The organism is Rhizobium sp. ERR 1071 (genome assembly GCF_007828675.1).
Taxonomy (GTDB): domain Bacteria; phylum Pseudomonadota; class Alphaproteobacteria; order Rhizobiales; family Rhizobiaceae; genus Rhizobium; species Rhizobium dioscoreae.
Genome location: NZ_VITM01000004.1, coordinates 730,886 through 753,654, shown reverse-complemented (window position 1 = coordinate 753,654; position 22,769 = coordinate 730,886). Strand labels below are relative to the sequence as shown.

At 58.8% G+C, this 22,769-nt stretch carries 20 protein-coding genes and 1 pseudogene; 9 read left to right on the top strand and 12 right to left on the bottom strand.

Annotated elements, in window-relative coordinates; genetic code table 11:
- Positions 1–10 precede the first annotated feature (10 nt).
- The 5 genes from FBZ99_RS18145 to FBZ99_RS18125 form a co-directional block, all read right to left on the bottom strand.
- Entirely contained in the window at positions 11–1,003 is a 993-nt protein-coding gene (locus FBZ99_RS18145) for a dihydroxyacetone kinase subunit DhaK (RefSeq protein ID WP_113352406.1), read from the bottom strand.
- Positions 1,004–1,037: 34 nt separating this feature from the next.
- Complete coding sequence (locus FBZ99_RS18140) at positions 1,038–1,811, bottom strand: SDR family oxidoreductase (RefSeq protein WP_113352405.1); 774 nt, start codon at positions 1,809–1,811, stop codon at positions 1,038–1,040.
- A 61-nt stretch (positions 1,812–1,872) separates the two neighbouring features.
- The gene (locus FBZ99_RS18135; RefSeq protein ID WP_113332773.1) at positions 1,873–2,862 is read right to left on the bottom strand and encodes a substrate-binding domain-containing protein; all 990 of its coding nucleotides are present in this window, start codon (positions 2,860–2,862) and stop codon (positions 1,873–1,875) included.
- 86 nt (positions 2,863–2,948) lie between these two features.
- Positions 2,949–3,953 carry an ABC transporter permease gene (locus FBZ99_RS18130; protein ID WP_113352404.1) on the bottom strand — a complete coding sequence of 335 codons (1,005 nt, stop codon included), beginning with the start codon at positions 3,951–3,953 and terminating at the stop codon, positions 2,949–2,951.
- A gap of 55 nt (positions 3,954–4,008) precedes the next feature.
- Entirely contained in the window at positions 4,009–5,487 is a 1,479-nt protein-coding gene (locus FBZ99_RS18125; RefSeq protein ID WP_113332771.1) for a sugar ABC transporter ATP-binding protein, read from the bottom strand.
- Between the two features lie 388 nt (positions 5,488–5,875).
- On the opposite strand from FBZ99_RS18125, the gene FBZ99_RS18120 reads away from it, so the two are divergent.
- The 3 genes from FBZ99_RS18120 (at position 5,876) to FBZ99_RS18110 (ending at position 8,493) form a co-directional block, all read left to right on the top strand.
- Positions 5,876–6,460: an NADPH-dependent FMN reductase gene (locus tag FBZ99_RS18120; RefSeq protein ID WP_113332770.1), complete on the top strand. Its 585-nt coding sequence runs from the start codon at positions 5,876–5,878 to the stop codon at positions 6,458–6,460.
- Positions 6,461–6,576: 116 nt separating this feature from the next.
- Positions 6,577–7,293, top strand: a complete 717-nt coding sequence (locus tag FBZ99_RS18115; protein ID WP_113352403.1) for a FadR/GntR family transcriptional regulator — start codon at positions 6,577–6,579, stop codon at positions 7,291–7,293.
- An 87-nt stretch (positions 7,294–7,380) separates the two neighbouring features.
- Positions 7,381–8,493, top strand: coding sequence for a lactonase family protein (locus FBZ99_RS18110; protein WP_113352402.1), 1,113 nt, complete (start codon positions 7,381–7,383; stop codon positions 8,491–8,493).
- 46 nt (positions 8,494–8,539) lie between these two features.
- Here FBZ99_RS18110 and FBZ99_RS18105 read toward each other — a convergent pair whose 3' ends face one another.
- On the bottom strand, positions 8,540–10,552 hold the full coding sequence (locus FBZ99_RS18105) for a putative bifunctional diguanylate cyclase/phosphodiesterase (RefSeq protein WP_233788664.1): 2,013 nt from the start codon (positions 10,550–10,552) through the stop codon (positions 8,540–8,542).
- Positions 10,553–10,934: 382 nt separating this feature from the next.
- On the opposite strand from FBZ99_RS18105, the gene FBZ99_RS18100 reads away from it, so the two are divergent.
- Both FBZ99_RS18100 and FBZ99_RS18095 read left to right on the top strand, forming a co-directional pair.
- Positions 10,935–11,849 carry a DMT family transporter gene (locus tag FBZ99_RS18100; protein ID WP_113352400.1) on the top strand — a complete coding sequence of 305 codons (915 nt, stop codon included), beginning with the start codon at positions 10,935–10,937 and terminating at the stop codon, positions 11,847–11,849.
- A gap of 361 nt (positions 11,850–12,210) precedes the next feature.
- On the top strand, positions 12,211–12,927 hold the full coding sequence (locus FBZ99_RS18095; RefSeq protein WP_113352399.1) for a hypothetical protein: 717 nt from the start codon (positions 12,211–12,213) through the stop codon (positions 12,925–12,927).
- A gap of 96 nt (positions 12,928–13,023) precedes the next feature.
- Here FBZ99_RS18095 and FBZ99_RS18090 read toward each other — a convergent pair whose 3' ends face one another.
- The 5 genes from FBZ99_RS18090 to FBZ99_RS18070 all read right to left on the bottom strand — a co-directional run bounded on the left by FBZ99_RS18090 (position 13,024) and on the right by FBZ99_RS18070 (position 18,031).
- Entirely contained in the window at positions 13,024–14,328 is a 1,305-nt protein-coding gene (locus tag FBZ99_RS18090; RefSeq protein WP_113352398.1) for a hemolysin family protein, read from the bottom strand.
- Positions 14,329–14,438: 110 nt separating this feature from the next.
- The gene (locus FBZ99_RS18085) at positions 14,439–15,347 is read right to left on the bottom strand and encodes a TIGR03571 family LLM class oxidoreductase (protein ID WP_113352397.1); all 909 of its coding nucleotides are present in this window, start codon (positions 15,345–15,347) and stop codon (positions 14,439–14,441) included.
- A gap of 169 nt (positions 15,348–15,516) precedes the next feature.
- A complete protein-coding gene (locus FBZ99_RS18080; RefSeq protein WP_113352487.1) occupies positions 15,517–15,879 on the bottom strand; it encodes a PsiF family protein in 363 nt (120 codons plus the stop codon).
- Positions 15,880–16,019: 140 nt separating this feature from the next.
- The gene (locus tag FBZ99_RS18075; RefSeq protein ID WP_145634154.1) at positions 16,020–17,147 is read right to left on the bottom strand and encodes an S-(hydroxymethyl)glutathione dehydrogenase/class III alcohol dehydrogenase; all 1,128 of its coding nucleotides are present in this window, start codon (positions 17,145–17,147) and stop codon (positions 16,020–16,022) included.
- Positions 17,148–17,197: 50 nt separating this feature from the next.
- Positions 17,198–18,031: a sugar phosphate isomerase/epimerase family protein gene (locus FBZ99_RS18070; protein WP_113351193.1), complete on the bottom strand. Its 834-nt coding sequence runs from the start codon at positions 18,029–18,031 to the stop codon at positions 17,198–17,200.
- A gap of 377 nt (positions 18,032–18,408) precedes the next feature.
- Between FBZ99_RS18070 and FBZ99_RS18065 the strand changes: the two genes are divergently transcribed.
- The gene (locus FBZ99_RS18065) at positions 18,409–19,443 is read left to right on the top strand and encodes a sterol desaturase family protein (protein ID WP_113351192.1); all 1,035 of its coding nucleotides are present in this window, start codon (positions 18,409–18,411) and stop codon (positions 19,441–19,443) included.
- 181 nt (positions 19,444–19,624) lie between these two features.
- Here FBZ99_RS18065 and FBZ99_RS18060 read toward each other — a convergent pair.
- Positions 19,625–20,339: pseudogene (locus tag FBZ99_RS18060) on the bottom strand (LacI family DNA-binding transcriptional regulator).
- Between the two features lie 179 nt (positions 20,340–20,518).
- Between FBZ99_RS18060 and FBZ99_RS18055 the strand changes: the two are divergent.
- From FBZ99_RS18055 to FBZ99_RS18045, 3 genes are all read left to right on the top strand, one after another.
- Entirely contained in the window at positions 20,519–20,836 is a 318-nt protein-coding gene (locus tag FBZ99_RS18055; RefSeq protein WP_113351207.1) for a MocE family 2Fe-2S type ferredoxin, read from the top strand.
- Positions 20,833–22,074 (top strand): NAD(P)/FAD-dependent oxidoreductase, encoded by a 1,242-nt coding sequence (locus tag FBZ99_RS18050; RefSeq protein WP_113351191.1) that lies wholly within the window; start codon positions 20,833–20,835, stop codon positions 22,072–22,074. Before FBZ99_RS18055 ends, FBZ99_RS18050 begins: the two co-directional genes overlap by 4 nt.
- Positions 22,075–22,534: 460 nt before the next feature.
- Positions 22,535–22,768 carry a tautomerase family protein gene (locus FBZ99_RS18045; RefSeq protein ID WP_113332625.1) on the top strand — a complete coding sequence of 78 codons (234 nt, stop codon included), beginning with the start codon at positions 22,535–22,537 and terminating at the stop codon, positions 22,766–22,768.
- The last annotated feature ends 1 nt before the right edge of the window (position 22,769 follow it).

The following is a 22,769-nucleotide window of genomic DNA, read 5'->3' as shown; positions in this document are numbered from 1 at the left end:
GCGTCCCCCCTCAGAGCAGCGTCGTGCACTCGACCTCGACGTCCAGGAGCTCTTTCAGCTCCTCGTCGAGTGCCATCACGGTCAGTGTCGCGCCGACCATTTCGAGCGACGTGAAGTAGTTGCCGATATAGGTCTTGTAGATCTTCAATCCCCGTTCGGAGATCTTCGTCTCGATCGTGTCATTGAGGATGTAGAGCTCGTTGACCGGTGTCGCGCCGAGGCCCGATACGAGGACGGCCACTTCCGTGCCGGAGGCCAGATTATGATCGTCGAGCACGATCTGGCACATGTCCTCGGCAATCTCGGCTGCAGTCTTCAGCGGCTCGACGCGAACGCCGGGTTCGCCGTGATGGCCAATGCCGACTTCCATCGTGCCGGGCTCGATCCGGAAATTCGGGTGACCAACGGCGGGCAGGGTGCAGGGACCAAGGCCGATACCGACGGAGCGGCAATTGTCGATCGCCCTTTGCGCGGTCACACGGACTTCCTCAAGGCTTGCACCCTTGGAAGCCTTGGCACCGCCGATCTTCCACATGAAGATTTCGCCGGCCACACCACGGCGCTTCTCGCGCTCCTCCGGTGGTGCCGAGCAGACATCGTCGTTGGCGACGACGGTCGCGACTTCGATGCCGTCCTTGGCGGCAAGCTTCGTCGCCATCTTCACGTTCATGTTGTCGCCGGCATAGTTGCCGTAAAGGCAGATAACACCACGGCCGCCGTTAGCTTCACGTATGGCGTCGTGGAAGCTCTTGGCCGTCGGCGACGAAAAGAGCTCGCCGACTGCGACCGCATCCAGCATGTTCTTGCCGGTATAGCCGATGAAGGCCGGCTCATGGCCGGAGCCACCGCCGGTGACCACGCCGACCTTGCCGGCATACGGCGCATCCTTGGCGACGACGACGCGCGGATTGTCTGCCAGACGGACGATGTCCGAATGCGCCTTGATGAAGCCTTTTACAGTATCTTCAACGACTTCATCGGGATTGTTGATGAACCGCTGCATGGTCTCTCCTGTCGAAATTGTCGAGCGCTTGCGCTCAAAGAATGGTGTAGCCGCCGTCGATCAGCAGATCGGCGCCGTTGATCATGTCCGCGCCGGACGAGGAGAGGAAAACAGCCGCGGCTGCAATCTCCTGCGGGAAGGCGAAACGGCCCGTCGGGATGCGCTTCTTGGCGGCCTCGCCTTTCTCGCCGGCCCAGGCCTTCTTGCCGAGCTCGGTCAGCACGATGGTGGGCGAGATGGTGTTGACGTTGATGCCGTGTTTGCCCCATTCGGCGGCAAAGGTCTTGGACATGCCGATCACGCCGAACTTGGAGGCGCAGTATGCGACATGCTCTTCAATGGCGACCGTGCCGGCCTGCGAGGCGAGGTTGACGATCTTGCCGCCCTTGCCGGCGGCGATCATCGCGCGACCGACAGCCTGTGTGACCAGGAAGGTGCCCTTGAGATTGATGTTGATCGTCTTGTCCCAATAATCGAGCGGCAGATCCTCGGCGGGAGCAAGGAAGACGACGCCGGCGCTGTTGACGGCGATATCGACGCTGCCGAAATGCGATACGACATCGCTGACGGCCTTGTTGACCGAGGCCGGATCGGACACGTCGCAGACGAATGCTTCAGCGCCGCCGCCGATTTCCGATGCCTTTGCCTTCGCCAAGTCGACATTGATATCGAGAACCGCGACCTTCGCGCCCTTGGCGGCGAATGCAGCAGCGACCGCGGCACCGATGCCGGAGCCGCCGCCTGTGACAAGCGCCGTCTTGCCTGAAAGCGGGAAGTTCAAATCAATGTCTGGGGATGTCTCGGTCATCTTTTTCAAGCCTCTGTTTTCGGGGTGTGGCGAGGCGATGGTTCGCCCCGCCACATTGGTCTTACTTGCGGGTTTCGAGCAGCTTGTCGACGTTCTCGGCCGTTACCGGGGTCCACGGAACATTGTAGTTCTTGTCCTTGCCATCGTTGAACGGCATGGCCGGATACTGTTCCCAGATCTTGGATTCCGGCTTGTAGTTGCCTTTCTTGGCGGCAAAGATTGCGAGATCGAGGGCGCCCTGGGCCTGCGCGCTGGCGTCCTGCAGGATCGAGGTCATCGTACCGGCCTTGACGGCATGGAGCGCATCGGTGATGCCGTCAATGCCGGCAATGGCGAAGTCCTTGACGTTAAGTTTGGCAGCCTTGATCGCTTCGATCGCGCCGAGCGCCATCTCGTCGTTCTGGCCGATGACGCCGTTGATCTGGCCGGGATGAGACGTCAGCCAGTTTTCCATCAGGGTTTGGGCTTCGGCACGCGACCAGTTGGCGGTCTGGTCTTCCAGCACCTTCACATTCGGGCACTCGGCAAGCGCCTTCTTGTTGCCTTCGAGGCGCGAGATCTGAGCGGACTGACCGATCGGGCCTTCGAGGATGACGACGTTGCCCTTGCAGCCAATCTTGTCGAGGACGGTCTTGGCTTCCATGTAGCCGGAGATCGTGTCGTCGGAACCGACGTAGGCGGTCAGCAGGTCGGAGTTGACGCGGGTGTTCGAGCCGACGACGGGGATGCCGGCGTCATGGGCGGCCTGTACGGCGGTTGCTGCAGCTTCGATATCGATCGGCACGAAGATGATCGCGTCGAACTTCTGCGTGATCATCGTGTTGACCTGCTCCTGCTGCACGAGCGCGTCATAGCGGCCGTCGAAGATGGTCAGATCGACATCGCCATTCTTGACGGCGGGGTGTTCCTTCAGCGCTGCCGACCAGATCTGCATGAATTCGGCATTCAGGCCGTAGGGTGCCGCGCCAATTTTCAGCTTCTTGTCCTGGGCGAGGGCAGGTGACGCCAGAATCGCTGTCGCTGCAACAAGAGCAATCAATAATTTCTTCATTATAAGTCTCCTCCGTTGAAAGTCCGGCCGTCGCCTTGACGCGCCGTTTGGTTTTCCGAGTACGAACACTGGAATGTTCTTCGGGCTCAGCCGCCCAGGTTTCTCTTTTGGTCGAGCATCACGGCGCCGACGATGAGCGCGCCCTTGAGGACCTGCTGGTAGTAGGACTGGATGCCCATGAGATCGAGGCCGTTGTTCATAACGCCGATGATCAGCGCGCCGATCAGTGTGCCCGTGATGCGGCCGACGCCGCCGGAAAGGCTGGTGCCGCCAATGACGACGGCTGCAATCGCGTCCAACTCGTAGGCGATGCCGGCCTGTGGCAGGGCGGAGCCGGTGCGGGCGGCAAGGATCATGCCTGCCAGACCGGAGAGGCCGCCGGAAATGACGTAAACGAGGAAGCGCAGTTTGCTGACGTTGATACCGGAGGTAACGGCGGCATGCGGATTGCCGCCGACAGCATAGATATAGCGGCCGAAGCGGGTACGGTTCAGGACCCACCACGCGATGATGAAGGCAATGGCAAGCAGGATAACCGGCATCGGGACGGAGAGCACGCTGCCAGTACCGATCCAGCGAAAATCAGGGGTGAGAGCCGGAACCGGCTTGCCGCCGCCATAGATCAGCGTCAGGCCACGGGCGGCAGAGAGCATGCCGAGCGTCGCGACGAAGGCAGGGACGGCAAAGCGCGAGACGATGAGGCCGACCACGGCGCCGCAGGCGACACCGACGAGCAGGCCGACGGCGAGCGCGACATAGGGCGGATAAGGTGCGCCGACGATGCCGGCCGTCGCCGACGTCGTTGCGAAGCTCGCGCTGACGATGCCGGTCAGTGCAACCACGGAGCCGACGGAGAGATCGATACCGCGGGTCAGGATGACAAATGTCATGCCGATCGCCAGCACGCCGTTGATCGAAGTCTGCAGCAGCACGTTGGAAATATTGCCGGCCGTCAGAAAATACTCATTCGAGAATGAGAGGACAGCAGCGAGCAGCAGGAAAGCGAGAAAGATCCCGTATTCCTGAATGATCAATCGGCGCCGGTCCGAGCCGAACCAGGAATTGGACGGATTGTTGTCAGTGGCGGACATTGCAAATACCTCTTGTTGCCGGACGCGTTCTTTTGCGCTTCGTGGTCTGCCGCATTCAGGTCGACAGATGCACGAGCGATTGCGCGTCGGCCTCCTCCCTCTTGAGAATTCCGGCGGAGCGCCCCTGGCGCATCACCAGGATGCGGTCCGACATGCCGAGAACCTCGTCTATTTCGGATGAGATCATGATCACCGTGCCGCCTTCGGCGGCGAAATCGCAGATGATGCGATAGATCTCCCGCTTGGCGCCGACATCGACGCCACGCGTCGGCTCATCGAGCAGCAGCACGTTCGGCTTGCGCAGGAACCACTTGCCGAGAACGACCTTCTGCTGATTGCCGCCCGAAAGACCGGAGACGGGCATGCTGTCACGCGCTGCCTTGATGCCGAAGCGCTGGATCATGTCCCGGCTGGCACTGGTCTCGGCCCGGCGATCCATCGAAAAATGCGGGCTCATTTCGGGCAGGCTCGCAAGGCAGATGTTGTTGCGAACGCTATCGATCAGGTTGAGGCCGGTCAGCTTGCGATCTTCGGTGACGAAGGCGATGCCATGCTGCATGGCTTCGGCCGGTTTGCGTACGGTTATGGGCTCACCGGCAAGCTTGATCTGGCCGCTGCTGACGGCATCGACGCCGAAGATGCAGTTGAAGATCTCGGTCCGGCCGGATCCCATCAGGCCATAAATGCCGAAAATCTCCCCCTTGTGAGCGGTAAACGAGATGTCGCTGACTTTGCCTTCTGCTGTGAGGCCGGCGACTTCCAGCCCCGGCGTTGCCGTCGGGACGTTGGTCTTGATGTATTCCTCGCCAAGTTCGCGGCCGACGATCAGGCGGATGAGGCCCGGCCGGTCGATGTTGGCAAGCGCGCCGCTGCCGACATAGGACCCATCCCGAAAGGCCGTGTAGGAATCGGCGATCTGGAAGATTTCGGACAGGCGGTGCGAGACGTAGACAACGCCTTTGCCTTCAGCCTTCAGCCGCTCGATGGTCGCAAACAGCTGCTGCGCTTCCTTCTCGCCGATCGCCGAGGTGGGCTCGTCCATGAAGATCACTTCGGCATCGTGGCTGAGCGCCTTGGCGATCTCGACCAGCTGAACTTGCGCGACCGAGAGGTTCATCATGAATTGCGTGGCGCGGATATTGAACTGCAGCCGGTCGAGGAGCGCTTGCGCATTACGATTCATTGTCTTGAAATTGATGCCGCCAAAGCGCGCCGATGGCTCGCGGCCGAGATAGATGTTCTCCGCAACCGTCATGTGCGGGATGGGGCTGAGCTCCTGCTCGATGATGGCAATGCCAGCGGCCAGCGCTTCGGCAGGGCTTGCGTAGTCCACATCCTTGCCGCGGCGGCGAATGGAGCCGGCATCGCGCTTGTGAATGCCCATCAGGATCTTGAGGAACGTCGACTTGCCCGCACCGTTGCCGCCGCACAAGGCGTGGACGGAGCCGGGACGCAGCTGAAAGCGCCCATCGCGCAATGCAGCGACGCCGCCAAAGGACTTCTTTAGCCCCTCTACTTCAAGCAGGAATTCCACTTTCCTCTCCCCATTCCGGATGCCGTAGCGAGTCACGACGTCACCGTCGGAGGTTGCTTGCCATGGTTTGACAATATTCGAAACGCTTTCGACAAATGTCAATATGGTTATGCGGAAATCATGCGATTGCGGATACGGTAGTTACAATCACGAGGAGAATTCACTTGAGGATGGCCCGGTACGTATTTGTAATAAAATGGATTATTTAGTGCGGATGCGGCAAATGGGTCGGCTTGATAAAATGCCGTTTTGACGGGATGCTGTGTAGGCGGCATCGATGGACTGCAGCGATGCACAGAAAAAAATTCGTTGTGGACGGGGAGAATCCGCTTAATCCTAAGATACAGAGCGGTTTCACGTAGTGCCTCTGGCAGCGGAGCAGGCAGAGATGCATCCATCGAAAATCACCATTCTCTCCTGCAGCATGGATCCGGAAAGCCGGAGCCGCCGCATGGGCCGTGAGGCAGAAAATCTATTGCGAGAGAGAGGGGCTGAGGTTGAGTTTATCGATCTTCAGGATCTCGAGCTGCCTGTATTCGACAACTTGAACTGCTATCAGCATCCTTCCTACGACAGGCTGTATCGTGCAATTCGCGATGCGGATGGTGTGCTGCTTGCTGTGCCCATTTACAATTGGTCGGTCGGCAGCGCTGCCAAGAGCCTGATCGAGCTTACCGGTGCGACGGGCGAGGGCGGACGAAAATCGGCCTGGTTCGATCAGATCGTCACCTTCGTCTGTTCCGGTGGGCTCCCGCATAGCTATATGGCATATGGCAGTCTCGCCATGTCGCTGATGCTCGATTTCAAATGCGTGATCAATCCCTATGTCGTCTATGCCACGGAGAGGGATTGGATTGATGGCGCCACCCTTTCCGACGCGCTTGCGGCACGGCTGAAGAAAACGATCGAGGTCAAGCTGGAGTTGTCATCGGGCTTGAGAGCCAGAGCATATACCTCCGACTGGGAAATCTAATTGCCTGCCTGCCCCGATTGCATTCGATGCGTCCCATGTTAAGACTATTCGTATCATGACTTAACGCTGATTATATGAAGCGGCTGCGGATGAGCAGCCGGAATCGGGGATCGGGAATGACAACAAATGCCCGGGCAAGGCAAAGGCTGGCCCAAAGGGTCATCGATGAATTGCGCACGCAGATCGAGTCCGGCAAGCTTCAGGCAGGCGACCAGCTTCCGACGGAACCGCAGCTGGAAGCGGCCTTCGATGTCAGCCGTACCGTGGTGCGTGAGGCGATTGCCGATCTTCGTGCCGCAGGCCTCGTCAAGCCCGTTCAGGGCAAGGGGGTATTCGTTTCCGAAACGTCGGCGCGATCCGGCCTGCTACTGACGCCTGTCGAGGTCAAAAACATCCCCGAGACGCTGGAATTGCTGGAATTCCGCATGGCTGCGGAAGGCGAGGCGGCGGCAATCGCCGCCTATCGCAGAACGGCTGAACAGGAGGCAGCAATTGCAGCCGCCAACCGCAAGATGGCACTGCTGATGGAGCAGGGGCTATCGACCGTCGAAGCGGATTATGAATTCCACATGGCGATAGCGGCTGCTACGAACAACCGCTTCTATGTCGATGTGCTCCGGCATTTCGGCGCCCGAACCATTCCGCGCGGACAGTTTCCGACATTGCCTGAAGCGAATGATCGCGCCTATTTGGAGAAGGTCCATGCCGAGCATGCGGAAATCCTGACGGCGATTGCCGATCAAGACCCGGAGCGAGCGCGTCAGGCGATGCGAGCACACATGCTGGCGAGCCAGCGGCGCTATCGCCTTTTGGCCGAACTGCAGGCGCAATAATGCTCGACGCATTGCCATGGTCATATTATGTCATATGATATTAAGCGATCATCGGCGGTTACGCTCGGTGCTCGGGCGAGGTGATTAGTGGTTCAGACGTCTTCCAGTGTGTCTCGCGCATTCGTCTATGTCTCGGCGGCAGTTGCCGGAACGATCGATGCATACAGGATGGATGGGGCGACGGGCACGCTTACCCCAATATCCGGCATTGATGTTGGGCCGATGGTCATGCCGATGGCCGTCAGTCCGGACCGGCGGCATCTCTATGCCGTCATTCGCGAGCAGCCTTACCGGGTACTGACGCTGACGATTGACCCCGAAAGCGGCAGGCTAAGGCAGGAGGCCGTCGCCGCTCTGCCCGACAGCATGGCCTACATCTCCCTCGATCCGACAGGTGGGCTTCTATTCGCTGCTTCCTATGGCGGCAGCAAAATCGCCGTGCTGCTGATTGACAAGAACGGGCTGGTCACCGCGCAGGCACAGCAAGTAATCGCAACCGGGCGCAATGCCCATTCGATCGTCAGTGACCGGACAGGCAAATATGTCTTTGTCACCAATCTCGGCTCAGATGCCGTGCAGCAATTCACTCTCGACGCCGAGACCGGGATACTGAAGCCGAACGATCCGATGCAGGTTGAGACTGGCGCCGGCTTTGGTCCGCGGCATATCGCTATCTCCCCCGATAACAAGGCGGTGTACGTCCTGACCGAACTGACCGGCCATGTCATCCACTATGCGCTCGATACCGATACCGGCACCTTGAGCGAGATCGAAAGTGTTGTTTCCGTTCCTGAGATTGCCGGACTGTCACCGGGCATCGCGCCGCCTGGTCCGGCGATATCCGGTGCGCCTGCGCCGGCCGTCGCCGACAACGGCAAGCCGAAGGTCTGGGCCGCAGATATCGGCATCACACCGAACGGCAAATTTCTTTATACGACAGAGAGAACCACCAGCCGGATTGCCCTCTTCCGCGTCGACGCAGGCAATGGAAGACTGACCTACATCACAAACTATCCGACCGAGCAGCAGCCGCGCGGTATCCGCATCGATCCATCGGGCCTGTTTCTTGTCGCATCCGGCGAGAAGTCCGACAGGCTGTCGGTCTATGCCATCGACCAGGCCGATGGCGGTCTCGGCCTGGTAGGGCGATATCCGGTCAATGCCGGTGCGAACTGGATAGAGATCGTGACATTTCCTTGAGACGCGTCCGCATGCGGCAAGCATCAAGCCCTTCTCGAGCGAATATCTACACTGCTTTCGCAGCGGTTCCGGCAATCAGGCTTTCGATTTCGGAGGAGGGAAGGGGCCGGGCGAACAGATAGCCCTGAAGCAATTCGCATCCGGCGCCTTCCAGAAAACGGGCCTGCTCCTCGGTCTCGACGCCTTCCGCTACGACTTCCAGATCAAGTGTTCTGCCAAGCGATACGATGGCGGAGGTAATGGCCATATCGCCGGGCTTTTCCGGAATATCGGCGATGAACGATCTATCGATCTTCAACCGGGAAAGTGGAAAGCGCCTGAGGGTGCTCAGGCTTGAATATCCTGTGCCGAAATCGTCCATCGCGAGGCTGACTCCCAGCTTCTTTAGTTCTTGCATCCGCTCGATGGCTCCTTCGATGTCACGCATGATCAAGCTTTCCGTCAGTTCGAGCTCGAGCCATTGCGGATCGAGATGAGCGGATTGCAATGCCGATGCGACCTGGTTCGTCAGCGAACTTTCCAGGAACTGCCGAGCTGACACGTTGACGCCCATACGCAATGCGGGCAGGCCGCGATCCTGCCACAGCCGCGCTTGCTGACAGGCTCTGCGCAGAACGATTTCGCCGAGCGCGACGATAAGTCCCGTCTCCTCGGCGAGCGGAATGAAGGCGCCTGGAAGCAGCAAGCCTTCGGCAGGGTGCTGCCACCGGACGAGGGCCTCGACGCCAATGATCTTGCCGCTGCGTACTTCCTTTTGCGGCTGATAGTGGAGCACGAATTCGTCCCGCTCCACGGCGCGCCGCAATTCTTCGATACGGGTCAGCTTGTTGCGGGCCTCCTCCGCCATCGCCGGCGTGAACAGGCGAATGGCGTTGCGCCCCGCTTCCTTGGCACGATAAAGCGCCATATCGGCATTCGCGAAGAGTTCCGAAGCCGTCTTGCCATGCTCCACGGCGCAAGCCACGCCAATGCTGCAGCCCACGCGGATTTCGACCCCTTGTACGGTCATCGGCTTGGATATGTCTGCCAGAACCGTCGCGAGCCTCTCGCATATCGGCTCAGAGTTCTCTTCGAGAACGATGATGAATTCGTCGCCACCAATCCGAGAAACGATGCCGCGAGCGCCGACATGGGTCGATATGCGCTGCGCAACCACCGTCAGCAATTCGTCGCCGGCGGCGTGGCCAAGGGTGTCGTTCACCAGCTTGAAATTGTCCAGGTCGACAAAGGCAACGGCCAGAGATTTTCTTTTTCGTGACGCCGTTTCCAGCAGGGCGCTGAGCTTGCGGTCGAGCAACATGCGGTTGGGCAGGCCGGTGAGCGCATCATGTTCGGCCAGATAGGCGATGTGAGCGATGTCCCGATGGCGATCGATGGCTATTCCAACGGTCTGCGCTATGCCGGCGAAGAATTCCATAAGTCCAGCCTCGTCGCCATCGGTTTGCACCGTCACCAGGGCTCCATGCCGGCCACCATCCCGAGAGAAAATAGGAAACTCCAGGGTGTCGCCGGCAAGAGGCTTGGTCTGCTCGCCGTCGAGAACGAAACGGACCTGTCTGCCATTCAGCAAGCCCTCAAGAAGGGTCTGGGCATCCTCGAGAAACACATCAAGATCAACGCCGCGCGCCACATCCTGCAGAAGTTTCGTCTGAGCGCTCATCAATTTTTCCGCCCGTTTTCGGGCGGAAATATCGCGGGATGCTCCGACGACGCCGATGATATTGCCGTTTCTATCGCGCAACGGCACCCGCGACATCATGAGCCAGCCTTCGCCCTTGAGGCGCCGCTCTTCGACGCCGAGATCGGCCTTGCCGCTCTCCATCACCTGCTGTTCGACTTCTTCGATCTTGTGGGCATCGGCCATCGGGTGAATTTCGGCGTCGGTAAGGCCGATCAGTTCGTCGACATGCGTGAAGCCGTTGTTGAGGACGATCGCCATGTTGGCAAAAAGGAACCGGCCGTTCCTGTCCTTGGCATAGATATAGTCCGGCACGTAGTTGATCATCGCCTCGAGCCATTCGTAACGCTCGGCGAGAGACAGATATCGGGCCTGAAGCAATTCAAACGGCTCGCGGACCTGCTCATCCTCAACATCTTGATCTCGGTGCGTAGGCTCTGACGATCCATCGGGCGGCTGCATCATGTATGTTCTCTCACCCGGCAAGCGGACTATATCGACAGGTAATTCTGCAAGAATAAAAGCATATAGGCATATCGACCGTCCTCGCTGGCGAGTTTGGTTCACCTGTTCACGTAAACGTTATCATATAACCGAATTTATAAACATCCGCTCAAGTTTTACAGGAGCGCGCGCCCCAATGAGTGCGCAGATGCTGGATGTTCCGGGATGATCCGTCGGCGATGAATGTCATTGCGGGTAGGGGGCAAAACCGGCTAAAGCGCAGGTGGTGGAAACGCAGGATTCGCAAGGATAAAATAGTATGCGCGTGGGCAAAGCCGTAACAAGCGGCAATCTTGTGCTTGCCGGCATGCTGATGATGCTTCTCGGCGACTTCCTGTTTTCGCTGAACGATGCCATGGGTAAGTGGCTGGTTGCGAGCTTCTCCGTCGGCCAGATTCTGGTGATCCGCTCGTTCGGTTCGTTCATTATTCTGGCGCCGATGATCGCGCGGCAGGGCAGCGACGCACTTTTTCGCCTCGAACGGCCGCCGCTGCAGCTTCTGCGTGTCGGCATGACAACGCTCGATGTTGCTCTCTTTTACGCCGCTGTCGCCTATCTGCCGCTGGCCGATGTCATGACCTTCTATATGGCTGGCCCCATTTATGTGGCGGCGATCTCGCATTTCTTTCTCAATGAAAAGATCGGCTGGCGGCGCTGGCTGGCGGTTTTCGTCGGCTTTATCGGCGTGTTGATCGCGCTGCGACCTTCTGCGGCAATGTTTTCCTGGCCATCGCTTTTCGGCCTTGGCGGCAGCCTCGCATTCGCTTTGACGCTCGTGCTCGGGCGACGGCTGCGGCAGACGCGGGATGCGACCCTCGTCGCATGGCAGACGGTCGGTGCGCTCATTGCGGGATTGGTGCTCAGCATTGGCGACTGGCGTCCCGCATCCGCGCTCGATTTCGGCGCCATGCTTGCCCTCGGCATCGTCGCCGGCAGCGCCCATATGCTGATAACCCGATCCCTGAAGCTTGCTCCAGCTTCGCTGCTTGCTCCGCTCCAATACAGCCTGCTGGTCTGGGCAATCGTGCTGGGCTTCGTTTTCTTCGGCGATATTCCCGACACGCAGATTGTTATCGGTTCTGCGATTATCGTCGTTGCCGGGCTCTTCATCTTCCATCGAAAGAACTTGGTGGATACGGTCCCCAAAGACGACGTTGCTCGGGATGGACATTGAGGCAGTATAGCGGCCGCCGCGACGTGCGGACTGGCGGACTCCTTGATCTGAACCTTGCGCTCGACGAATACTCAACTGCACAAAAGAGCGGGCCATTCCATCCTCCTCAAATCATGGCCATTATTGTCTTCGTTGCATTTGAAAATGGAATCTGCCCGGCTACATGCAAGTATCAGATAATCTATATTATGGAACATAAGCCATGTGACCTGTCTGCTGGGGCGAAAGGTATTTCATCAAACTGCGGTTCTTCGGGATAAAGCGTAGCTTTTGCCCATTGCGTTTGCTTCGAGATATGGGAGCCTCGCATTCCGCCCTCAGCGAATGGCGTGTTGCGCCGCGAAGTGATTCGGAAATGACAATGCAACTTGATCAGTTCTTGGAGGCGGCTGATGCCCAACGGGTCATTGCTGTGCTCCAGAAATTGAACACCTGCGGTCTGGATTACGCCATCACCGGAGGAATAGCATTGGAGCCAAGTCTTGGCTCTGGCCTCGGCCGTCGGCGCGCTTTCAACGATATCGATATTGTCGTGTCGGCGTTCGAGGCATTGCCGTCGACCCTCGCCTCAGCATTCATGATTAGCCATGCGCACCCAGATCGTCCAACAGGCAAGCTGGCCATCCAGCTTGTGGAGCCAAACCAGCGTGTGCGCGTCGACGTGTTTACCGCGTGCGGTGATACGCTAGCGCGGACCAGACCTGCGCTGATCGGCGACCTGACGACCAAGCTGGTCGCTGTCGAGGACCTTGCCTGTCGCATTGCTTCGGAAATGATGGGCTTTAGCAGAGGTGATACAGTCCCGCCCAAATGCGCTGACGACCATATCCGTGCGAGGCAAGCAGTCGATATGAACCTCGTTGAAACGGCTTGGCAGGACCAGCGTCTGGAGAAGGATCCTTTGACATATGCCGAAGCGGCGGTCCAAGTTACCGACGCCATGGAGCGGCAGAGCGGAAAGCTCGCAAAGCAAGTCTATGGCACGGATTCACATGCGCTCTGCCGTCACTGCCGCGATACCGCACACTTCACGGTAGCGTCTCCCAAGTCGATCCTTGCCATACTCGGTTACTGCTAACCAAGGCTGCTTCAACACTTGAGTGCGGGCAATTTTGAAACCGATCCGATGCCGGCATATCCGCTACGAAACGATGGGCCGTCTTTCAGATGAGTTTCAGTGATCGGCTTCGCGAGCGGCGGCGTCCGCGCTTACCAGCAGCTTGTCGATCCTGCGGCCGTCAAGATCCACGACCTCGAAGCGCCAGCCGCCCTTCGAGAAGCTTTCGCCCACATCCGGAAGATGGCGCAGCTCCTGCAGCACGAAACCTGCAACTGTTTGGTAGTCACGATCATCCTCGATCTGCAGGTTCATGAAATCGGCAAACTCGTCGATGGGCATCCAGCCGGATACGAGATAGCTGCCATCGTGACGGCGGACGAGAGCCTGCTCGCCGCCGACATCGGTTTCCTCCTGAACGGCTCCGAGGATGGCTTCGAGGATATCGCCCGATGTGATGACACCTTCGAAGTGGCCGTATTCGTCGTAGACGAGCACCATATGCGAGGAAGAGCGACGCAGCGCCTTGACCACGTCAAGGGCGCTGGAAAGGTCCGAAACGATCGGGACCTGTTTGGCAAGCTTGAGAATGTCGGCTTGCCCGCCGGAAACCAGGGCATCGAAGAAGTCCCTGGTTGTCAGCACGCCGACGATTTCATCGGAGCTGTCCTTGCGCAGCGGCAGCCGTGCCTTTTCGGTGCGGCGAAGCTGTTCGCGGACCTCGTCGAAACCGTCCTCGATATCGATGACCTCCACGTCGCGACGCGGTGTCATCAATGCTCTTGCGGTGCGGTCGGCCAATCGCATGACGCCCGAGATCATCGCCTGCTCTTCCGTCGCAATGACGCCGGCGCTTTGGGCTTCCGCCAGAACCGTCTTGATTTCCTCATCGCTGACACCATCCGCGGCCTTACCGGATTGGCCGAGCGCACTCAGAACCAGCCTTCCTGAGATGTCGAGCAACCAGACGAGCGGCGCTGCGGCCCGGGAAAGAAACACCATGGCCGGCGCAACCTTGCTGGCGACCGCTTCCGGCGCCCGCAGAGCGACCTGCTTCGGCACGAGTTCACCGATGATCAGTGACAGATAGGTAATGGCGACCACGACGGAACCGACGCCGATGGCGTCGGCGGCTGCAACAGAAAGACCCTGCTCGGCAAGCCAGCCCGACAGCCGAGCGCCGAGTGTGGCGCCTGAGAACGCGCCGGACAGGACGCCGACGAGCGTGATGCCGATCTGCACTGTTGAAAGGAAGCGGCCCGGTTCTTCCGCGAGCCTCATCGCCATAGTCGCGCCTCTGCTGCCTTGGTCGGAAAGCACTTTCAGGCGGGCAGGACGGGATGAGACGATTGCCAATTCCGACATGGCAAGCACGCCGTTCAGGAGGGTGAGGACAATGACGATAGAAATTTCGAGAAGCAAAATCAGCCCTTTTTGGTTGCAGCGGAAAGATAGGTAGCAAAGGCTGCAAAAGCCAGGGTTCCGCGGAATATGATTTCCGCGGTGCTGTCACCGAGGGCAATTTGTTGAAGCTATCGCATGGCCGGCAGAATATCCGCGGCGATCTCTTCCATGGTTTCCCCTAGCGGCCGTCCCTGCGCGATCAGATTGAAGGCGACATGATGAATGCCCGCTTCACGCATCGCCGACAAGGCTTCGATCAACCCTCGCCTGCCGGTTCTGCCGCCGAGATTGATTTCCTCATAAGAGGCCTGAGGGTTATCGAGCAGATCCAGGACCATGGACTGACCAAAGCCGCGAAAATCGGCGGTGATCTTAGCCCGGGCATTGTGCCAAAGCGCCAACCGGTCTTTCTGAATGGATAGCGGTCGGTAGTAGGTCATCCAGGCTGACGCGCGGCGGGCGATCCATTCGAGCGATTGCGACGATGAACCCACAGCCACCATGGGAATGGACGGTTGTTGCAGCACAGGTCTTATGGCGAACTCTTTCCGCACGCGACCGCCTTCATCGACGACCTTCTGATCCGGGCCAAGCGCAACGGCGAGGCGCTCCCAATGCGATTGAAAGAGCGCTTTACGGTTTCCAATATCCTCTCCGAAAACATCATATTCGCTCGGCCGGTCTCCCGAGCCGAGACCGAGGACGAACCGGCCTTTCGACAGAGAGGCGATGGACAGCACTGCCTTGGCGATATGGAGCGGATGCCGCAAAGGCAGCACGATTGCGCCCGTCGCCAGGGTGATCCTGGATGTGGAAGCGGCTAGAGCTCCGAGGAAGACCCAGGGATCGGCATGTCCGATCGGATCAGGATAGCTGTCGCTGTTAAGGGGAACATCCCTCACCCACAGCGCATCGAAGCCCAATTTATCGGCTTGGCCCGCAATGCCGAGCTGAGCATCGAACTCTATGTCGGCGGCAGTTCTGGTTTGCGCCGGCAGGACTATGCCGAATGAAAGCCTGTCTGGATGGAAAAGCACGCCGCACCCTGAAATTTATATCCTTGCCAAGGAGATAAGGAGGCTTGCGCTTGAGGAAAAGGGGCCGCGCAAGACGTACGGCGATTGTGCAAGGCACGTAGTCCGCCCCGTGGAGCGGACTGTCGTTGTGTGATGGGTCCGGTTCGGATCCATGATCGCGGGCCGATGCTCAGCTCGCGGTGATGCACTGCTTGACGTAATCGCGCAATGCTTTCTTTTCCAGACCTTTGGCGGTGCCTTCGTCATGACAGGTCTTGCGTTTCGCCAGGACCGGATACTTCTGCTGCAGGCAGCTTTTGACTGCGTCCTTGCGTGCGTCGCCCTTGAGGCCCTGCCCCGTTGCATCCTGCCGGCAGGCTTGCCGCGCCGTCTTGATCTCATCCTTCGACGGCATGGCCGAAGACGGCGTCGAGGTGGAAGAGGTCGTGGCGGGAGCTGGCGTTGCGGGTGTCGTCGTTTGAGCGAAGACGATGGTTGCGGAAGATAGGGCGAAAAGAGCAGCGGCGGTCGCACTGAGCAGCTTGCTGGTCATGGGCATATCCTTTTGCCTGAAGGCCATTCGTGTTCAAGCCGCCGACCCCATCACGAGGCCGGCGTCCTTCTTGAACGGTGGTCATCGGCTTATCCGTCGTTCGGACTGCCAAAAAACTTCCAGCGAGGTCGCTTGCAGCCTCAATACAGCACGACGCTACGAATGCTTTCACCCGAATGCATGAGCTCAAAACCCTTGTTGATGTCGTCGAGCGGCATGGTGTGGGTGATCATCGGATCGATCTGGATTTTACCTTCCATGTACCAGTCGACGATCTTCGGCACATCGGTGCGGCCACGCGCGCCGCCGAAGGCCGTGCCCATCCACGACCGGCCCGTCACCAGCTGGAACGGACGCGTCGAGATCTCCTGACCGGCGCCGGCCACGCCGATGACGACGGACTTGCCCCAGCCGCGATGGCTGGCTTCGAGCGCCTGGCGCATGACCTTGGTGTTGCCGGTGCAGTCGAAGGTATAGTCGGCGCCGCCGATCTGGTCGGCCCCGCGCTTCGTCATGTTGACGAGGTAGGGCACGATGTCGTCGCCGACCTCCTTCGGATTGACGAAATGCGTCATGCCGAAGCGCTCGCCCCAGGCCTTCTTGTCATTGTTGAGATCGACGCCGATGATCATGTCGGCACCGGCTAGCCGTAAGCCCTGAATGACATTGAGGCCGATGCCGCCGAGACCGAAGACGATTGCCGTTGCGCCCATCTCCACCTTGGCGGTGTTGATGACGGCGCCGATGCCGGTCGTCACACCGCAGCCGATGTAGCAGATCTTGTCGAAGGGGGCGTCGGGATTGACCTTGGCGACGGCGATCTCCGGCAGCACGGTATAATTGGCAAAGGTCGAGCAGCCCATATAGTGATGGATCTTGTCCTTGCCGATCGAGAAGCGCGAGGTGCCGTCCGGCATCAGGCCCTGGCCCTGGGTCGCGCGGATCGCGGTGCAGAGATTGGTCTTGCGCGAGAGGCACGACGGGCATTCGCGGCATTCGGGCGTATAGAGCGGAATGACGTGATCGCCTTTCTTCACCGAGGTCACTCCCGGCCCGACATCGACGACGATGCCGGCACCCTCATGGCCGAGGATCGCCGGAAACAGGCCTTCCGGATCGGCGCCCGAGAGGGTGAAATCATCGGTGTGGCAGATGCCAGTCGCCTTGACCTCGATCAGCACTTCGCCGGCCTTCGGTCCCTCCAGCTGAACCGTCATCACCTCAAGCGGCTTGCCAGCCGCAACCGCGACCGCTGCTCTTACGTCCATGGAAAATCCTCCAAAATCAATAGTCTATTGCTGATACTTTTCTTAACTTATTAGCCGATGATTCTTGCCCACAAATCACGTATTTCCTGCTTCATAAGCAGAGATTCTTCCCAGCGGTCGGTGGTGTCTTCACCGTCCCTGCCGGTGATTGCATAGGGCTTCGGCCCCAGTTCGCAGGTGAAGGCAAGTGTGGCGTCTTTGTCGGCGCGCTTCCGCCAGCTTTTGAAGCCATACTCCCACCAGCCGAGGAAAAGATCGACCCAGGGTCTGTGATGTGGGAAGGAAACTTCGATCTGAACCTGTTCGCGGGAGGCAACGCGGCCATGGAAGGCCCAGGAACTGTCCAATATCCGATGAATAAGGGCATGATTTTCGTCGGATACCGGCCAGGCGAACTCCCGCCCGACAAGGAAATGGGAGATATCGCCGAGCAGCTGCAGGTCCGGCAGGCGATCGAGCAGGTCGAGCGTGAAAAAGAGATCCGTCGTCATGCGGTCGCGATGCGTCTCAATCCAAACATCGATACCGGCCTCTTCCGCCAGACGTTGCCAGCCTTCCAGCAACGGAATGCAATCCTCAAGCCGTCGCGGGCGCACGTCCGGCTGCAGACAGATGTGATGAACGTTGTATTCGGCCGCGATCTCCAGCACCGGCTTTAGATCGTCGACAGTCTTGGGGAAACATTGGCCCTCCGCCTGCAGCCCATGCTGTTTGAGCAAGCCCGCGACGCGAGAAACGACCTTGCGGTCGTACCAATGGGTACTGATGCCATCAAAGCCCGCAGACGCGATCTTTTCGATGTTTTCTTCCAGAGAAAGCTCCGGATATCGTGCGCTGCGTCGCTCCATGGACCAGAGTGACTGGAATATGAGCAAGTTCTGCATGGTTTCTCCCCTACCAGTGCGCTGCTCAGATCATGAATCCGAGATCTCCGCCAGCCGGCGCGATGATGGCTTTTGATCATCGGCGCGTTTCATTGCAAAGCGGATGTATTCGCTCGTCGAGCGCTGGTCGCGTGAGGGGTTTTCATCAAGATGCTCTGAATGCGCCAACCGGGTCCACCCGTAACTCTTTCCAAATAGTTATGTGGGCAGGTGTTTCTGTGCGGCGCCTGGAAGAAGGTAATAGCCACCTTCTCCTCCCCCGATTGCGGCTCAGCAGAGTTCCCGTCGCCGTGAGCAAATTTCATCAAATCAATGCTGTCGTTTCGCGCCGAGGTCCCTGACACTGACCGCATAGTTCATCCACCGGGAGGCACATTATGGACGACACGCTCTACGGCACCCGCGACAAACGCGGCGACTGGAAACCCAACAAGCTTCTGCAATATCCGCCCGTCTTCATTTGGCCGGCCAAACCGATCGCCTTCCTGAAATGGTTCTTCGGGTATCCCGGCTATCTCATGCCCTGGAATGCCGTCTATGCCATCATCGCAACCTTGCTGTGGCTCTACGCGACACCTTCCATGGAAACGATGAAGACACTGGCGCCGGGCTGGATCGCCTATCTTCTCCTGCGCAATGCCGTGTTAGTCTTCCTGTTCTTCGGCGCCTTTCATCTGCGGCTCTATATGCAGAAGAAGCAGGGCACCACTTTCAAATATAATAGCAAGTGGCCGTCGAAGGATAACTCGGCCTTTCTTTTCAGCAACCAGACAGTTGACAACGTGATCTGGACTTTTGCGAGCGCAGTGCCTTTATGGACGGCATTTGAAGTTCTGACGCTCTGGGCCTTCGCCAATGGCATCATTCCCTACGTCGACTTTGCCGAGCACCCCATCTATTGCTTCATCATCATACTGCTGGTCCCGGCATTTCGCGATCTGCATTTCTATCTCGTCCATCGACTGATCCACTGGCCGCCGCTCTATCATACGGTTCACAAGCTGCATCATAACAACGTCAATCCCGGTCCCTGGTCCGGCCTCGCCATGCATCCGGTCGAACATCTGCTGTATTTTTCGGGTGTCCTCATCCATTGGATCGTACCGTCCAACCCGGTCCATGCGTTGTTCCATCTGACACATGCCGCTCTCGCACCGGCGCCAGGCCATGCCGGTTTCGACAAGATCGTGATCGGCGAGGAAGCCGGGATCGATACCCATGCCTACGACCACTATCTCCATCACAAATTCTTCGAGTGCAATTATGCCGATGGCGTCATCCCGCTCGACCAATGGTTCGGCACCTTTCACGACGGCTCGAAAGAGGCCGAGGACCGCATGAACAAGCGCTTCATGGAGCGCGCCAAGAAATACGCAGAAAAGCAGGCCCGCCGCTCCGGCACGCCAAGCTAGCAAAGAGCCGAGCCTGGCTGGGTTCTTCCAGCCAGGACAATGATCTCAAGGACTTGCCAAAGGCGCTATGTGCTCCATATGCGCGTATTGAGCTCTCCCCCCGCCACCGGTTCAATCGGCCGTTGATGGCGGGAAATGCCGGAGCCTGCGGTCCTCCTTCTGCAGGCTCCGGCCTTGTCACCTAGTGGTGACTGGATGCCGGGCCAACATTCTCCGTCGTATAGGTCAGGAACGGAACCGGCTCTTGGCTAACGGGCACATCAATAATCCCCATACGCGATAATATCGTCTCCAGTGCGCGCCTTGCCTGGGTTTCGGGTGCCTGATCGAGAACGAGCGTCATCAGCCCCGAGGCGATGAAGCGGCGCGTTTCGTCGTTGAGTTCGTGCCCTATCCAGACGCAATCCCTTCCCTGTCGTTCCTGAAAGCGCTGAAGCACCGAGCCGACCCCAAGATTGGCACCGCCGGCATTGTAGATACCGATAATATCCGAACAGCGACGCAACGCCTGCGTCATCACTTCCGCGGCAACGATCAGGCCATGCCGGCGAATGCTGCTATCGGCCACATGCGCAGCGAACTTCTCCGGCTCGCTCTCTTCGACAAAGGTCCGGTGGACGGTGATCGAGCTGTCCAGCGAGGCGGCGATTCGCTCGAAGGCATGGTTGAGCCGGCTGAAAAAACGGCGACTCCGGCCTGACTAGGATGACTTCGATGCGGATCGTGCCGCGATAAAGACTTGGGATGATCCTTTTGTAGCCTAAGCGCTTTGCTGCCAGCACCACCTTCTCCGCCGTTTGCGGCCTGACGCTGCCGCGTTCGTTGAGAACGCGCTCCACAGTCGCAAGGCCGACACCAGCGGCGGCGGCGATGTCCACGAGACGTGCCTTCTTCATGCCGCTCCTCCCTGATGAAAAATGATCATAATCGGCGTGGAATGTGAAGGCGCATTTCGCGCATGCTTGGAACCAGCCGGGAGGAAAAAACGATGCGCTATCAAAGCGCAACGTCGACCTGCTCCCACGATTGGATGATACCTTTCGCGCCTTGCGGTGACTGCAATGAGGAGGATGAAATGATGAACTGGGTTGATGCCTGCGCTGCCGATGAAATCGATCAGGAGGATGTTGTCCGCTTCGATCACGCCGGGCGAACCTTTGCGATCTATCGTAGTCCCGATGACGAATATTTCGCTACGGATGGGCTTTGCACTCATGAGAAAATCCATTTGGCCGATGGGCTCGTCATGGATGACACCATCGAGTGTCCGAAGCACAATGGCCGCTTCAGCTATAAGACGGGTGAAGCGCGAGGCGCTCCGGTCTGCATCAATCTGAAAACCTATCCGGTCAGAGTGGAAGGCGATCGCATCCTGATCGGAATCGGCGCATGAGCAGCGATGCGGGCATCATCATCGTTGGCGCCGGTGAATGCGGCGCGCGCGCCGCTTTGAGCCTGAGGGAGAGCGGTTACCGGCAGGCGATCACCCTCATCGGCGATGAGGTTCACCTTCCTTACGAGCGGCCGCCTCTTTCCAAACAAGTTCTGCTTGGCGAGATGGAGCCTCGGATGCCAACCGTTCTCAATGATTTCGTGCTGGCGGAGCAGGCAATCCGTCATATCGGCAGCACTTCGGGCGATACCATCGACACGTCCGGAAAGCAATTGCTCCTCTCCGATGGCCGGGCGCTGCCCTATGACAAACTGCTACTGGCGACCGGCGCGGCACCAAGGCGATTGCCGAACGCGCCCGTCAGCAGCCGCATAGTCTATCTGCGGACGATCGATGATGCGCTTGCACTCCGTTGCTTCGTCCGAGCCGATATGCATGTGGCAGTGCTTGGGGGCGGTTTCATCGGCCTGGAGGTCGCCGCTTCGGCACGCGGCCGCGGAGCGAGGGTTACGGTCATCGAGTCCCAGGAGCGTATCCTCAAGCGCGGTGTCCCCGAACCGATCGCCGAAACGATTACTGCCCTGCACCAAGGCAATGGCGTCGTCGTGAAATGCGGTGTAGCGGTTCTCGGGCTCGAAGCGGATGAGCAGCGTGTCGATATTTCTCTTTCCGATGGCGATGCGATTTCGGCCGATGTGCTTGTCGTCGGGATCGGCGCGCTGCCGCGCACCGAGCTTGCTGCACGCGCCGGTATCGCAATCGACAACGGCATTGCGGTCAATGAGCGCCTGGAAACATCGGAGCGCGATATTTATGCCGCCGGAGACTGCTGCTCGTTTCCGCATCTCCTTTATGACGGTCGCCGTCTGCGTCTCGAAGCATGGCGCAACGCGCAGGATCAGGGCATTCTCGCGGCCGCAAATTTGATGGGCGCGGCGCGCAATTATCAGGCCGTTCCCTATTTCTGGTCCGACCAGTTCGATCATACGCTGCAGATCGCCGGACTCGTCGATGAAGGCCGCTCGGTCGTTCACAGAGACCTCGGGGATGGCGCCTTCATCCTGTTTCATCTCGACGACCAGCAGCGGCTAGTGGCCGCAAGCGGCGTCGGCCCTGGCAACAGGGTCGCCAAGGATATCAAACTCAGCGAGATGCTGATTGCCGGACGCGTCACGCCATCGACCGAAGCGCTGGCTGGCAACGCGAACCTGAAATCCATGCTGCCTCGAGCGGCCTGACAGGCTATCAAGATACGTTGGCCTCACGCGACAGCCTGCCGGTATCATCGGCAGGCTGCAGCAGTGCATTCATGAGCAGATGCCATAAGTGTTTGCAGCATTCAGGTGCTAATCCGGCATCCGGATCGTCCTACATTCTTTCTGCAGTTCCCTAGGACTTAGCAGCGGCGGTAATTCGTTCGTATCGCTATGAGATCCGATGTGGATATCTGCCTTGCTCCGCAAAGACGTCGGGCCGGAGCCGAAAGCCCCATGAGCAACGTCCGCAGGCAACGCCAGACCAAATGAAGGATAGCCATGGAACGCACCCTTCCGCAGCAAGCTTCATCCTCGCAGTGCTTTTCCTGTGCGAATAAGCAAAGAGCTTGGAGCTTGGTCCGGCGGGCCGCCGCACGGTGGCAAAGCCCCGACGGAGACTTTTACTGGTCTGACATCCTCCGACGAGCACAGGAATGACCCGATGCCCCATATAATTTTGAAAATGGCAGCAGGAAGAACCGAAGCAATGAAACATGCCGTGGCTGAAAATCTGACCAAGGCGGTCATCGAAACACTCGGCGTTGACGAGAGCTCGGTATCGGTCGCGATCGAGGATGTCGCGATGTCCGATTGGGCTGGGAAGGTCTATGTCCCCGATATCCAGGACAAGTCAGACACGATCTATAAAAAGCCGGGCTACGATCCGTTTCGGTGAG

Excerpts from the sequence above, each read along its gene's own strand:
- FBZ99_RS18145 (WP_113352406.1), bottom strand. The coding sequence starts at position 1,003 with ATGCAGCGGTTCATCAACAATCCCGATGAAGTCGTTGAAGATACTGTA.
- FBZ99_RS18140 (WP_113352405.1), bottom strand. The coding sequence starts at position 1,811 with ATGACCGAGACATCCCCAGACATTGATTTGAACTTCCCGCTTTCAGGC.
- FBZ99_RS18135 (WP_113332773.1), bottom strand. The coding sequence starts at position 2,862 with ATGAAGAAATTATTGATTGCTCTTGTTGCAGCGACAGCGATTCTGGCG.
- FBZ99_RS18130 (WP_113352404.1), bottom strand. The coding sequence starts at position 3,953 with ATGTCCGCCACTGACAACAATCCGTCCAATTCCTGGTTCGGCTCGGAC.
- FBZ99_RS18120 (WP_113332770.1), top strand. The coding sequence starts at position 5,876 with ATGCATCCATCGAAAATCACCATTCTCTCCTGCAGCATGGATCCGGAA.
- FBZ99_RS18115 (WP_113352403.1), top strand. The coding sequence starts at position 6,577 with ATGACAACAAATGCCCGGGCAAGGCAAAGGCTGGCCCAAAGGGTCATC.
- FBZ99_RS18100 (WP_113352400.1), top strand. The coding sequence starts at position 10,935 with ATGCGCGTGGGCAAAGCCGTAACAAGCGGCAATCTTGTGCTTGCCGGC.
- FBZ99_RS18095 (WP_113352399.1), top strand. The coding sequence starts at position 12,211 with ATGCAACTTGATCAGTTCTTGGAGGCGGCTGATGCCCAACGGGTCATT.
- FBZ99_RS18080 (WP_113352487.1), bottom strand. The coding sequence starts at position 15,879 with ATGACCAGCAAGCTGCTCAGTGCGACCGCCGCTGCTCTTTTCGCCCTA.
- FBZ99_RS18075 (WP_145634154.1), bottom strand. The coding sequence starts at position 17,147 with ATGGACGTAAGAGCAGCGGTCGCGGTTGCGGCTGGCAAGCCGCTTGAG.
- FBZ99_RS18070 (WP_113351193.1), bottom strand. The coding sequence starts at position 18,031 with ATGCAGAACTTGCTCATATTCCAGTCACTCTGGTCCATGGAGCGACGC.
- FBZ99_RS18065 (WP_113351192.1), top strand. The coding sequence starts at position 18,409 with ATGGACGACACGCTCTACGGCACCCGCGACAAACGCGGCGACTGGAAA.
- FBZ99_RS18055 (WP_113351207.1), top strand. The coding sequence starts at position 20,519 with ATGATGAACTGGGTTGATGCCTGCGCTGCCGATGAAATCGATCAGGAG.
- FBZ99_RS18050 (WP_113351191.1), top strand. The coding sequence starts at position 20,833 with ATGAGCAGCGATGCGGGCATCATCATCGTTGGCGCCGGTGAATGCGGC.
- FBZ99_RS18045 (WP_113332625.1), top strand. The coding sequence starts at position 22,535 with ATGCCCCATATAATTTTGAAAATGGCAGCAGGAAGAACCGAAGCAATG.